Source organism: Curtobacterium sp. MCPF17_018, assembly GCF_003234135.1.
Taxonomy (GTDB): domain Bacteria; phylum Actinomycetota; class Actinomycetes; order Actinomycetales; family Microbacteriaceae; genus Curtobacterium; species Curtobacterium flaccumfaciens.
Map to the genome: position 1 here is coordinate 213,514 of NZ_QKSJ01000001.1, position 12,735 is coordinate 226,248.

The 12,735-nt window shown below is 70.2% G+C and carries 14 protein-coding genes; 13 read left to right on the forward strand and 1 reads right to left on the reverse strand.

What is annotated here, in order from left to right:
* The first annotated feature begins 42 nt into the window (after positions 1-42).
* The 13 genes from DEJ27_RS01040 to DEJ27_RS01100 all read left to right on the forward strand — a co-directional run bounded on the left by DEJ27_RS01040 (position 43) and on the right by DEJ27_RS01100 (position 11,994).
* Complete coding sequence (locus tag DEJ27_RS01040; RefSeq protein ID WP_110858671.1) at positions 43-1,311, forward strand: PTS transporter subunit EIIC; 1,269 nt, start codon at positions 43-45, stop codon at positions 1,309-1,311.
* 128 nt (positions 1,312-1,439) lie between these two features.
* On the forward strand, positions 1,440-2,351 hold the full coding sequence (locus DEJ27_RS01045) for a metal ABC transporter solute-binding protein, Zn/Mn family (RefSeq protein WP_110858672.1): 912 nt from the start codon (positions 1,440-1,442) through the stop codon (positions 2,349-2,351).
* Between the two features lie 47 nt (positions 2,352-2,398).
* On the forward strand, positions 2,399-3,244 hold the full coding sequence (locus DEJ27_RS01050; protein ID WP_110858928.1) for a metal ABC transporter ATP-binding protein: 846 nt from the start codon (positions 2,399-2,401) through the stop codon (positions 3,242-3,244).
* The gene (locus DEJ27_RS01055) at positions 3,244-4,182 is read left to right on the forward strand and encodes a metal ABC transporter permease (RefSeq protein ID WP_110858673.1); all 939 of its coding nucleotides are present in this window, start codon (positions 3,244-3,246) and stop codon (positions 4,180-4,182) included. Before DEJ27_RS01050 ends, DEJ27_RS01055 begins: the two co-directional genes overlap by 1 nt.
* Entirely contained in the window at positions 4,179-4,604 is a 426-nt protein-coding gene (locus DEJ27_RS01060; RefSeq protein WP_027464954.1) for a Fur family transcriptional regulator, read from the forward strand. Before DEJ27_RS01055 ends, DEJ27_RS01060 begins: the two co-directional genes overlap by 4 nt.
* A gap of 10 nt (positions 4,605-4,614) precedes the next feature.
* The gene (locus DEJ27_RS01065) at positions 4,615-5,310 is read left to right on the forward strand and encodes an alpha/beta fold hydrolase (protein ID WP_110858674.1); all 696 of its coding nucleotides are present in this window, start codon (positions 4,615-4,617) and stop codon (positions 5,308-5,310) included.
* A 68-nt stretch (positions 5,311-5,378) separates the two neighbouring features.
* Positions 5,379-6,863 carry a lipase maturation factor family protein gene (locus DEJ27_RS01070; RefSeq protein ID WP_110858675.1) on the forward strand — a complete coding sequence of 495 codons (1,485 nt, stop codon included), beginning with the start codon at positions 5,379-5,381 and terminating at the stop codon, positions 6,861-6,863.
* Between the two features lie 301 nt (positions 6,864-7,164).
* Positions 7,165-7,401 (forward strand): 50S ribosomal protein L28, encoded by a 237-nt coding sequence (gene rpmB / locus DEJ27_RS01075; protein ID WP_027464952.1) that lies wholly within the window; start codon positions 7,165-7,167, stop codon positions 7,399-7,401.
* Positions 7,401-7,571, forward strand: coding sequence for a 50S ribosomal protein L33 (rpmG, locus tag DEJ27_RS01080; protein WP_017886456.1), 171 nt, complete (start codon positions 7,401-7,403; stop codon positions 7,569-7,571). Before rpmB ends, rpmG begins: the two co-directional genes overlap by 1 nt.
* Before the next feature lie 2 nt (positions 7,572-7,573).
* A complete protein-coding gene (gene rpsN / locus DEJ27_RS01085) occupies positions 7,574-7,879 on the forward strand; it encodes a 30S ribosomal protein S14 (RefSeq protein WP_017886455.1) in 306 nt (101 codons plus the stop codon).
* Positions 7,880-8,169: 290 nt separating this feature from the next.
* Complete coding sequence (locus DEJ27_RS01090; protein ID WP_017886454.1) at positions 8,170-8,457, forward strand: HU family DNA-binding protein; 288 nt, start codon at positions 8,170-8,172, stop codon at positions 8,455-8,457.
* 193 nt (positions 8,458-8,650) lie between these two features.
* Entirely contained in the window at positions 8,651-10,675 is a 2,025-nt protein-coding gene (locus DEJ27_RS01095) for a cytochrome c oxidase assembly protein (protein WP_111090146.1), read from the forward strand.
* Complete coding sequence (locus tag DEJ27_RS01100) at positions 10,672-11,994, forward strand: ATP-dependent RecD-like DNA helicase (protein ID WP_071246239.1); 1,323 nt, start codon at positions 10,672-10,674, stop codon at positions 11,992-11,994. Before DEJ27_RS01095 ends, DEJ27_RS01100 begins: the two co-directional genes overlap by 4 nt.
* Positions 11,995-12,271: 277 nt before the next feature.
* Here the strand turns inward: DEJ27_RS01100 and DEJ27_RS17610 are convergent, their stop codons facing one another.
* Positions 12,272-12,718, reverse strand: coding sequence for a DUF4383 domain-containing protein (locus tag DEJ27_RS17610; RefSeq protein ID WP_181419938.1), 447 nt, complete (start codon positions 12,716-12,718; stop codon positions 12,272-12,274).
* Between the last annotated feature and the right edge of the window lie 17 nt (positions 12,719-12,735).

A 12,735-nucleotide genomic window follows, 5' to 3' on the forward strand; every position in this document is an offset into this window, starting at 1 on the left:
AACTCACCCCGACAGCTCCACCCAATGACGAGAGGACCTCCGATGAGCGCCACCACTGCCACGGATGTGCCGGAGAAGAAGCCGAAGAAGAAGCAGTCCAGGTTCTTCGCGAACGCCCAGCGACTCGGACGGAGCCTGCTCCTGCCGATCGCGGTCATGCCTGCCGCGGGCATCCTGCTCCGCCTCGGCCAGTCCGACATGCTCGGTGCGATCCCCGGCTTCGAGCAGGGCGCGACCATCATCGCGGCCGCCGGACAGGCCGTGTTCACATGGCTTCCGCTGCTCTTCGCGGTCGGCATCGCGATCGGCTGGGCCAAGAAGTCCGACGGCACGACCGCGCTCGCGGCCGTCGTCGGCTACATGGTCATGTACCAGGTGTTCGCCGCCATGTCGCCGATCGTGCTCGACGGGGTGAAGGACGCCGCCGGCAACCCTGCCACCATCAACTTCGGTGTCCTCGGCGGCATCGTGATGGGTCTCGTCTCCGCCGTGCTGTGGGAGAAGTTCCACCGCACGAAGATGCCCGACTTCCTCGGGTTCTTCTCGGGTCGCCGTCTGGTGCCGATCATGACCGCAGCCGCCGGTCTCGTGATCGCGGTCCTGATGTCCTTCGTGTACCGCTACTTCGACATCGCGCTCACCGCAGCCGGTCAGGCCGTCGCGGACAACGCCGTCATCGGTGGTGGCATCTTCGGGTTCGCGAACCGCATGCTCATCCCCGTCGGCCTGCACCAGCTGCTCAACTTCTTCCCGTGGTTCCAGCTCGGCAGCTTCACCGGCGCGGACGGCCTCGCCGTGCACGGCGACGTGAACCGGTTCCTCGCTGGCGACCCGACGGCCGGCACGTTCATGACCGGCTTCTTCCCGATCATGATGTTCGCGCTGCCCGCCGGTGCCCTGGCGATCTGGCGCAACGCGAAGCCGCAGAACCGCAAGCTCGTCGGCGGCATCATGCTCTCCGCCGCCCTCACCTCATTCGTGACCGGCATCACCGAGCCGCTCGAGTACTCGTTCATGTTCGTGGCGTTCCCGCTGTACGTCATCCACGCGGTGCTCACGGGCACCTCGCTCGCCCTGGTGAACGCCCTCGGGATCCACGACGGATTCTCGTTCTCGGCCGGTGCGATCGACTACGTGCTGAACTTCGGCAAGGCGGACGGGGCGATCTGGCTCATCCCGATCGGCCTCGGCTACGCGGTCGTCTACTACTTCCTGTTCAGTTTCGTGATCAAGAAGTGGAACCTCCGCACCCCCGGGCGTGAAGAGGACACGATCGCCGAGAACACGATCGACGCGGCCACCAAGCCGTAGACGCGAGCGTCGTTCGAACGGGAGGCCCGGTGCCAGCTGGCACCGGGCCTCCCGTCCGTCTCCCGGTCGCGCTGAGAGCCCTCATAGCGGTTTTGACAATCGTTATCAGTAGGCGTTAGCGTCGTGCCATGCACAACCGCCTCCTCGCCCTCCCGCTCGTCGCCGGCGCCGCCGCGCTCGCCCTGACCGGGTGCGCCACCTCGTCCGCCTCGGGGGAGGCCAGCGGTGACGGCACGATCAACGTCGTCGCCTCCACCAACGTCTACGGCTCGATCGTGAAGACCATCGGTGGCGACGCCGTCACCGTGACGAGCATCCTGAGCGACCCGTCGCAGGACCCGCACTCGTTCGAGTCGAGCGCCCGCACGCAGCTCTCCGTTTCCAAGGCCGACCTGCTCATCGAGAACGGTGGCGGGTACGACGACTTCATGACGACGCTCGCGAACGCCTCGGACACCAAGGCCGACACGATCAACGTCGTGAAGCTCTCCGGCCTCGACGAGGGCGGGGACGCCGAGTTCAACGAGCACGTCTTCTACAGCTACCCGACGATGGTGAAGCTGGTCGAGGCGGTCACGAAGGACCTCGGCGCGCTCGACGAGAGCGGCAAGGACGCCTTCGAGAAGAACGCCGCCACGCTCACCACCAAGCTCGAGGACCTCGAGTCCCAGACCGACGCCGTCAAGAAGCAGGACTCCGGCGACAAGGTGGCGTACACCGAGCCGGTGCCCGGGTACCTGTTCGACGCGATGGGGCTCGAGAACGAGACCCCGCCGGACTTCTCCGAGGCCATCGAGGAAGGCGACGACGTCCCGCCGGCGGCCCTCCGCGACACCCTCGCGCTGTTCACCGGTAAGCGCGTGCAGCTGCTCGCCTACAACAACCAGGCGTCGAGCCCCGAGACCGAACAGGTCCAGAAGGCGGCCGAGCAGAACGACGTCCCCGTCGTCGGTGTCACGGAGACGCTCCCCAAGGGGCAGGATTACGTCTCGTGGCAGCAGGCGAACATCGACGCGGTGAAGGCAGCGCTCCAGAAGTGACGACCTCGACCGCAGCAGCGGCGACCCACGGCCCGGCGACCACCACGGTGGACGACCGGGCTGCGGCTCGTCCGGTCCTCGCGCTCCGCGATGCCGGGTTGTCCTACGGCGCCCGGAAGCTCTGGGCAGGCCTCGACCTCGACCTCGCGCCGGGGGAGTTCGTCGCGGTCCTCGGCCCGAACGGCGCCGGCAAGACCTCACTGCTCCGTACCGTCCTCGGGCAGCAGCGGCTGACGAGCGGCACGATGTCGTTCCTCGGGCAGCCGGTGCACCGCGGCCACCGGAAGATCGGCTACATCCCGCAGCAGCGTCTGATGGAGGCGGGGACGCCCCTGCGCGCGCGGGACATGATCGCCCAGGGCGTGACCGGGCACCGGTGGGGCATCCGACGTGCCTCGAAGTCGGACCGGATGCGCATCGACCGGGTCCTCGACGAGGTCGGCGCCACCGCCTTCGCGGACGCCCCCGTCGCCGAGCTCTCCGGCGGCGAGCAGCAGCGCACCCGCGTCGGGCAGGCCATCGCCGCCGACCCCGCCCTGCTGCTGTGCGACGAACCCCTCATCTCGCTCGACCTGCGGCACCAGCGCGGGATCACCGAGCTCATCGACCGCGAGCGCCGGCAGCGCGAGGCCGCCGTGCTCTTCGTGACGCACGACGTGAACCCGATCCTCGACGTCGTGGACCGGGTGCTCTACATCGCCGGGGGTCGGTTCCGGATCGGTTCGCCGGACGAGGTCCTGCGAGCCGACGTCCTGAGCGACCTGTACGGCACGCCCGTCGACGTCGTCCGCACCATGGGGCGCATCGTCATCGTCGGGGCGAACGAGGCCCACGAGCACCACCCGGGCGAAGTCGACCCGCACGCCGACCAGCCCGACGAGGGGCGGATCTGATGGACCTGCTGTCGACCGTCTTCTCGTTCCAGGACTACGGCCAGCTCCTCGCGCTGGTGCAGAACTCGATCTGGGCCGGCGCGGTGCTCGGCATCGTCGGCGGGCTCATCGGCCCGTTCGTCGTCGCCCGGAACATGCCGTTCGCCGTGCACGGCATCTCGGAGCTCTCGTTCGCCGGGGCCAGTGCCTCGCTGCTGCTCGGGGTGAACGTCGTCTCCGGCTCACTCGTCGGGTCGGTCATCGCCGCCCTGCTCATCGGCGTCCTCGGGTCGCGTGCCCGGGAACGCAACTCGATCATCGCCGTCCTCATGCCGTTCGGGCTCGGGCTCGGCATCCTCTGCCTGGCGCTCTACAAGGGCCGGGCCGCCAACAAGTTCGGGTTGCTCACCGGGCAGATCGTCTCGGTCGACAACCCGCAGCTGACGTTCCTGATCGTGGTCGCCGCGATCGTCGTGGCGACACTGCTCGTCATCTGGCGCCCGCTGATGTTCGCCTCGGTCGACCCCGACGTCGCTGCGGCCGCGGGGATCCCGGTGCGCACCCTCGCGATCGTGTTCATGCTCGTGCTCGGGCTGGCCACCGCCGTGTCGGTGCAGATCGTCGGTGCGTTGCTCGTGCTGTCCCTGCTCGTCACCCCGGCGGCGGCCGCCCTGCGCCTCAGCTCGCACCCGGTCGTCGTGCCGGTGCTGTCGACGGTGTTCGCGGTGACGTCGGTCGTCGGTGGCATCCTGCTCGCACTGGGTGGCGGCCTGCCGATCAGCCCGTACGTGACGACGATCTCGTTCGCGATCTGGGTGGTCTGCCGGATCATCGGGTCGCGACGCGACAGGCGGGGACGCAACCGCGTCGCCGGCCGGAACCAGCGTGGCGGAAGCGAGCCGGGCCTCCAGGCAGGGACGACGTCGACAGCCGGTTGGAAGGAAGAGGTGTCAGCATGAACGCCGTGCAGAAGACCAAGCGGAACACGTGGCAGCGCGAAGCGGTGCGCGGTGCCCTCGACTCCACCGAGGGGTTCGTCAGTGCGCAGGCGCTGCACCAGCACCTGCGGGACGAGGGCTCGACCATCGGTCTGGCCACGGTCTACCGGGCGCTCGCCGACCTGGCCACCGAGGGCGACGCCGACTCGCTGCAGCAGGACGGCGAATCGCTGTACCGGGCGTGCACGACGGACGCCCACCACCACCACCTGATCTGCCGGAACTGCGGCCGGACCGTCGAGATCGAGGCGGACCCGGTGGAGCAGTGGGCGCAGGACGTCGCCGCCGCCAACGGGTTCACCAACGCCAGCCACGTCGTCGACATCTTCGGCGAGTGCGCCGTCTGCACGGCAGCCCGCGCGACCGCCGCCACCGACGAGTAACCTGCCCCGCATGCACGTCATCCTGGTCCCCGGGTTCTGGCTCGACGCGAGCGCGTGGGACGACGTCGCCCCGGTGCTCCGCGAGGCCGGGCACTCGGTGCAGGCGGTGACGCGCGACGGCGACACGCTCGACGAGCAGGTCGCCGCGTTGGTCGCGATCCTGGACGACGTCGCGTCCGCCGACGAACCGGTCGTGCTGGCCGGACACTCGGGTGCCGGGCCGATCGCGTACATGGCCGCCGACCAGCGCCCGTCGCTCGTCGCGCACCTGCTCTACGTCGACACGTTCCCGGGGCCCGAGGGCGGGTGCGTGAACGACGAGTTGCCCGTGGTCGACGGGGTCGTGCCGCTGCCGTCGTGGGACATCTGGGAACCCGCCACCGTCCGGGGAATGACGCCCGAGGTCCGGCAGGACGTCGAGCGCCGGGCGATCCCCGAGCCGGCCTCGGTGCCGTCGGACCGGTTCCACTACGCCGACGCGGCACGGCACACGATCCCCGCGACGATCATCACCTGCGAGATCCCCGCCGCCGAGCTGCTGGCGATGGTGGCGGACCACCAGGCCTGGGCGGCCGAGCTCGTCGCAACCGAGGAACTCTCCATCGTCGGGCTCGAGACCGGCCACTGGCCGATGTTCACGGCGCCGCAGCAGCTCGGGGAGCTGATGGTGCAGGCGCTGGCGCCCAAGCCGACGCAGGCGCCGTAGGCGACGCGTCCGATGAGACGCCGAGACGCCGAGACGAGCCGCAGCCCGCCCGGCGTAGCGTCCCGCCCGTGGACCTCGCAGCCTGGACGCAGTGGGCGGGCGCGTCCGACTACGACGTCGCCCGGTTCGTGGTGCAGCGCGGCGTCGCGGCGATCGCCTGCCTCGCCTTCCTGTCCGCCCTCGCCCAGTTCCCGGTGCTCGTCGGGGAACACGGCCTGCTCCCGGTGCCCCGGTTCATGGAGCGCCCGTACGCCCGCCGACTGCCGGTGGTCTGGCGGTGGTGGCGCTACACCGACAACCGGTTGCGGCTGCTCGCCGGCGGGGGAGCGGTGGTGTCCTTCGCCCTGGTCGTCGGGGTCCCGCAACGGGCCCCGTGGTGGGTGCCGATGCTGTGCTTCCTGCTGCTCTGGCTGGCGTACCTGTCGATCTCCGACGTCGGGCAGACCTTCTGGGCCTTCGGGTGGGAGTCCCTGCTGGTCGAGGCGCTGTTCACCGTCGCGTTCCTCGGCTCCGACGACGTCGCGCCGCCGATCGTCGTGCTCGTCGCGCTGCGCTGGCTGGTGTTCCGGCTCGAGTTCGGTGCCGGCATGATCAAGATGCGCGGGGACCGCTCCTGGCGCGACCTGACGGCGCTGTACTACCACCACGAGACGCAGCCGATGCCGAACCCGATGTCGCGGACGGCCCACCTGCTGCCCCGCCCCGTGCACCGGTTCGAGACGCTCGGCAGCCACTTCGTGCAGCTGGTCGTGCCGTTCTTCCTCTTCGCGCCGCAGCCCGTGGCGTCGATCGCCGCCGCCCTCGTCCTGCTCACCCAGCTCTGGCTGGTGGTCTCCGGCAACTTCGCCTGGCTGAACTGGATCACCCTCGTCCTGACCTTCGCCGCGATCGACGACCGGTCGGTGGCGGCGGTGCTGCCCTGGCTGCACGACTCCGTCGACGCCGGGCCGACCGCGACGCCGGTCTCCTTCGTCGCGGTGACGGTCGCCGTCGGGGTGCTGCTCGCGTGGTTGTCCTGGCCGGCCGCGAAGAACCTGGTGTCTCGGCGGCAGCTGATGAACGCCTCGTTCAACCGGTGGCACCTGGCGAACGCCTACGGTGCCTTCGGCAGCGTGACGCAGCAGCGCGACGAGGTCGTCGTCGAGGGGACCCTGGCCGAGGACCCGTCCGACGAGGACTGGCAACCGTACGAGTTCCGCGGCAAGCCGGGCGACCCGAGGCGTCGGCCCGGCCAGTTCGCGCCGTACCACCTGCGGCTCGACTGGCTGATGTGGTTCCTGGCCCTCGGCGCCGACGACCGGTGGTTCCGGGTGTTCGTCGTGCGGCTGCTCGAGGCCGACCGGCCCACGCTGCGGCTGCTCGCCCACGACCCGTTCGACGGGGAACCGCCGCGCTGGGTCCGTGCGCGGATGTTCCACTACCGGTTCGCCACCCGGGCGGAGCGGCGGGAGACGGGCCTGTACTGGATCCGGCGGGAGCGGTACCTGCTCATGGCACCGGTCGGGCTCCCGCGCCGTCGTGCGGGCGGTGAGGGCGACCACGCTGGTGCGTGAGGGGCCCTGTCCGGCCGCCACGGGCCTCCAGGCCTGGAGGCCCGGCTTGCGACACGCCCGGTCCTCGCGTAACGTGGACCCCTGGTTCTCCGCGTCCGCGCGGCGGACCCGTTGTTCCAAGCCCTCCGACCGTCGCGAACGCCGCGGTCGCGCGGTGTCCGGCTCTCCTTCGACAGGTGATGCGGACCTGGGCGGTGCACACAACCCCCTCGCACGGCCACCCCGGTGGCAGTGCGCGTGTGCACCAGGCAAGTGAACTTGGGTGCGGCCGTCCGGTCGCACGGTACCTCAGGAGGAAACCATGGCAGCAGTGTGCCAGGTGACCGGCGCCGTTCCCGGCTTCGGTCACAACATCTCGCACTCGCACCGCCGGACGAAGCGTCGCTTCGACCCGAACGTGCAGAAGAAGACGTACTACGTGCCCTCGCTTCGTCGTAACGTCACGCTCACGCTCAGCGCGAAGGGCATCAAGGTGATCGACGCACGTGGCATCGAGTCCGTCGTCAAGGATCTCCTCGCCCGTGGGGAGAAGATCTGATGGCGAAAAAGGGTCAGGACATCCGTCCGATCATCAAGCTCCGCTCGACGGCGGGCACCGGGTTCACCTACGTGACCAAGAAGAACCGTCGGAACAACCCCGACCGACTCGTGCTGAAGAAGTACGACCCGGTGATCCGCAAGCACGTCGACTTCCGTGAGGAGCGCTAAGCATGGCGAAGAAGAGCAAGATCGCGAAGAACAACCAGCGTGCCGTCATCATCGCGCGCTACGCCGAGCGTCGTCTCGAGCTGAAGAAGGCCCTCGTGGACCCGAACGGCACCGACGAGTCGCGTGAGGCCGCCCGCGTGGGCCTGCAGAAGCTGCCCCGCGACGCATCGCCCATCCGGTACCGCAACCGCGACGCCATCGACGGCCGCCCCCGTGGCCACCTCGGTGAGTTCGGCATCAGCCGTGTCCGCTTCCGTGACATGGCCCACCGCGGCGAGCTCCCCGGCATCACGAAGAGCTCCTGGTAAGCACTCGCAGTACACGACGCCCCGTCACCTCCTGGTGGCGGGGCGTTCGCTGTGTACGGGGTACATGCGAGCCGTCATTCGTCACATCTGCCCCTCCAGCACCCCCTCGGAGCCCCGACAACCCCGGAAATCCGGGCGAGTCGGCGGTTTTCACCCCCGGCGGCTGGTAGGTTCAACTCCGGTTCCGCCGGGCCCTCGGCCCACTGGCACCGTGGCACGGGGCAACCGCTCCGGGCGCCGGACGACACGTGCGTCCGACCGATACTGCAAGAAGTCCGAGGAGGACATCCATGGCTGACAAGTCACTGAACCGCACCGAGCTCGTCGCTGCCGTCGCCGCTGAGTCCGGCCAGAGCCAGGCCACCGTCAACGGCGTCGTCGACGCGCTCTTCAGCGTCGTCTCGTCGTCCGTCGCGGACGGCACGAAGGTCACGATCCCCGGTTGGATCGCCTTCGAGAAGACGCACCGCGCCGCCCGCACCGGCCGCAACCCGCAGACGGGTGACGCCATCGAGATCGCCGCGAGCGACTCGGTCAAGGTCAGCGCCGGCTCGAAGCTCAAGGCTGCGGTCAAGTAAGACTGTTCCACGCATCGGGAGGGACGGCTTCGGCCGTCCCTTTCGTCGTTCCCCGGTGCGTCCGTGGACGTCTGCTCGGGCGAGCCCGCGTGCGTGCGCCAGGTGCGCGCGTCCTGCCTGGAGGCCCGTGCCGGTCTGCACAGATCGGCCTGCCCCGTCCGTCGGCCGGGTGGGCACCGCCTAGGCTTGACGGGTGAATCGGATCGCGCGCATCGCCGGTCCCGCCGTGCTCCTGCTCGTCGGGTTCGTGGCGCTGCTCACGGCACTCGTCATCGGCGGGGGCGCGAACCCCGCACTCATCGCCGACCCGGGGCCCGTCGTCCGCTTCGGACTGCCGATCGCCCGACTCGTCGTCGACCTGTCCGCGGCCACCACGATCGGTGGGCTCGTGCTGGCGACCATCGGCCTGTCGCGCTCCGGCCCCGAGTGGAACCGCGCGATCGACGTCGCCGCCGGGGCCAGTGGCGTCTGGACGGTCGCGTCGGCCGTCGCCACGTTCTGCACGTTCCTCAGCGTCGCCGGTTCGCGCATCAGCATCGACGAGCAGTTCGGGCAGTCGATGGGGGTCTTCCTCACCGGCACGGAGCTCGGGCTCGCCTGGCTCGTGACCGTCCTCGTCGCCGCGGCCGTCACGGTGCTCTGCTTCGCCGTCCGTTCGCGGGGCATGGTCGCCCTGACCGCCGGCGTCTCGATGATCGGCCTCGTCCCGCTCGCGCAGCAGGGCCACGCCGCCGGCACCGCCAGCCACGACGCCGCCGTGACGGCACTGGGGCTGCACCTGGTCGGTGCGGCGCTGTGGGTCGGTGGGCTCGTCATGCTCGTGCTGCTGCGCGGTGTGCTGCCCGGTGACCGGCTGGCCGCGGTGGTGGCCCGGTACTCGAGCATCGCCCTCGGCTGCTTCGTGCTCGTCGCCGTCTCGGGCACCGCGTCGGCGCAGATCCGCGTCGGGGCGCTGTCGAACCTGTTCACCCCGTACGGCACGCTCGTCCTGGTGAAGATCGGTGCGATCGTCGCCATGGGGGTCCTCGGCGCGGTGCAGCGCCGTCGGGCCATCCGTGCGCTGACCACCTCGCCCGGTCGGCAGCGGCCCTTCTGGACCCTCATCGTCGTCGAGCTCGCGGTGATGGGTGTGGCGTCGGGGTTCGCCGCGGCACTCGGACGGACCGCCACGCCGGTCGGCCAGATCGCCCTGAGCAAGACCACCGACCCGAGCCCGGCGGAGCTCCTGACCGACGACCTGCTGCCGCACGCGCCCAGTGCGTGGGGCTGGCTGACCCAGTGGAACATCGACCTGTTCTGGCTGATGGCCGCCGTGCTGCTCGCTGCGACCTACGTGGCCGGCGTCGTGCGACTGCGGCGGAGCGGCGTGCGGTGGCCGGCGCGTCGCTCGATCGCCGCGGCCCTGGCGGTCGTGTCCCTCGTGGTCGCGACCTCGGGCTCGCTGCACCAGTACGACCGGTTCCTCGTCTCGGCGAACGTCGGTGCCCACGTGCTGCTCGGCCTGGTGGTCCCCGCCCTGGTGTGGGCGGCGGCACCCGTCGCACTGATCCGCGTCGCCGTGCACCCCCGGGGCGACGACAGCACGGGCGTGCGTGAGTGGACCGACGTCATCGTCGAGCACCCGTCCGTGCGGTACCTGGCGCAGCCGTTCCCCGCGTTCCTGCTCGCGGCGGCCCTGTGGTGGGCCTTCTTCGCCACCGATGCCGTCCGGTGGTCGGTGAGCGACCCCACCGGCCGCACCGTCAGCGACGCCCTGTTCCTGCTGGTCGGGCTGCTGGCCGTCCCGACGCTCTGCACACCGATCCCCGCCGGGCACCGTCGTCCGACCACGGCTGCCGCGGTCGTCCGGATCGTCGGGGCCGTGGTGATCGCGGCCGGCACGGTCTCCCTCGGGATCGCCATGCGCGGGCCGCTCGGGCTGCTGCAGGCCTCGTGGTTCGGCGCGATGGGCCGCACGTGGGGGCCGGATCCGCTCGTCGACCAGGCCCGGGCCGGCCTCGTGCTGATCATCACCGGGGTGCTGCTCCTGGTGGTTGTGGTCGTGGTGGTGCTCGTGCGGCTGCGGCGTGACGGGGGAGACCCGGTCGACGCCGTTGACGCGGCTGCCAACGGTGAGACCGTCGCCGCCGGCGCCGCTGCCCGTGTCGACCAGGACGACCTGGACTTCGACGACGGCAGCGACGACCTCGAACCCTCGCCCGGGGCGGACGCCCGATGAGCATCGAGCTGAGCGACGAACAGCGCGCGGTCTTCGAGTACATCGAGCACACCCGCGACCACGTGTTCATCACCGGCCGGGCCGGCACGGGCAAGTCGACGCTGCTCAACCACCTGTCCTGGAACACCGAGAAGCAGGTCGTCATCTGCGCCCCGACGGGGGTCGCCGCGCTCAACGTCGGCGGCCAGACGATCCACTCCCTGTTCCGGCTGCCGATCGGACTCATCGCCGACGCCGAGCTGCGGCAGGGCCCGGACACCCGCAAGCTCCTCAACACGATCGACACCCTGGTCATCGACGAGGTGTCGATGGTCAACGCCGACCTGCTCGACGGCATGGACCGGTCGCTTCGCAAGGCCCGTGGTCGGCAGTTCGAGGCGTTCGGCGGCGTCCAGGTCGTGATGTTCGGCGACCCGTACCAGCTGCCCCCGGTCCCCGGCGACGCCGACGAGCGCGCCTACTTCACCGACCACTACCGGTCGATGTGGTTCTTCGACGCCAAGGTGTGGCTCGAGGCCGAGCTCAACATCATCGAGCTCGCCACGGTGCACCGGCAGCGCGACGACGCCTTCGCCGCGATGCTCACCGCCGTCCGGCACGGTCGGGTCACCGCGGACATCGCCGAACAGCTCAACACCGCCGGGGCACGTCCGGCTCCGGACGACGCCATCACCCTGGCGACCCGCAACGACACGGTCGCCCGGATCAACAAGGCGGCCCTCGAGCGGCTGCCCGGCAAGGTGAAGACCGCCAAGGCCGACGTCAACGGCGACTTCGGCGGACGGAACTTCCCGGCCGACGAAGCCCTCGAGCTGAAGCCCGGCGCGCACGTGATGTTCCTGCGCAACGACGCCGACCAGCGCTGGGTGAACGGCACCCTGGGCATCGTGACGGCCATCCGTGACACCGTGTGGGTCGACGTCGACGGTGAGTCGTTCGAGGTCCAACCGTCGGTGTGGGAGAAGTTCAAGTACTCGTACGACGCGGACAAGAAGGAACTCAAGAAGGACACCGTCGGGGAGTTCCAGCAGTTCCCGCTCCGGCTCGCCTGGGCCGTGACCATCCACAAGTCGCAGGGCAGCACCTACGACCGGGCCGTGGTCGACCTCGGCAACCGGGTGTTCAGCGCAGGCCAGACCTACGTGGCGCTGTCGCGGCTGACCTCGCTCGAGGGGTTGTTCCTCACCCGTCCGCTCCGGCCGCAGGACATCATCGTGGACCTGGACGTCCGGCGCTTCATGTCCGAGGCACCTCGCATCGTCGCCACCGAGCTCGAGGCCCCGAAGAAGCAGCCCGACGCCGAGCCCGACGCCGACTGACGCGTCCGACCTGCGGCTGCCCGCGCCGCCGTCCGAGCGGGCTCCCCCACCCCCCCCCCACGGCGCGGTGGAGCGGTCACGACTCCCCGTCGGCCCGGCCTCGAGTGGTCACGACCTGTCGCTCCGACGCGCCCCAGCCGACGATTCGTGACCGGCCGGCGGAGCTGAGCGGGGAGTCGTGACCGGACGACACACCGCCGCCCGACCCCGCACACACGACGACGCCCGCCTGCCGGAGCGGCAGACGGGCGTCGGGGAGCGCGGTCGAGCGGGTGTGTCAGGCGCGCGCCGCACGCAGGGCGCGGAGGTTCTCCTTGTCGGCACCGAGCGCGGTGAGCAGCAGGAGCACACCGACGATCGCGTGGAACACGTTGTCCGTGGTGTTCAGGGCGAAGACGTTGGCCGAGGTGTCGACGAAGACGAAGCCGTACACCGCGAAGACGACGAGCAGGGCCCCGACGAGCAGGTTGCCGTTGCGCGATCCGACGGTGTTGCCGAGGCCGGTGATGAGCAGTACTGCGGCGAGCAGCACCCACACCAGGCAGAGCGCCGGGTTCACGCCGAATGCGTTCCACAGCATGCCGCCCTGGCGGTTGAAGAAGCCAGGGTCGCCGTCGGCGGCGAAGAAGAAGCCCAGGACGCCCCAGAGTGCGAGGACGCTGCCGGCCGTGAGTGCGAGACCCCGGTTCGGCGAGGCGATGATGCCCGGTTCCTTGATGGCCACTTCGGTTTCCTCCTCGT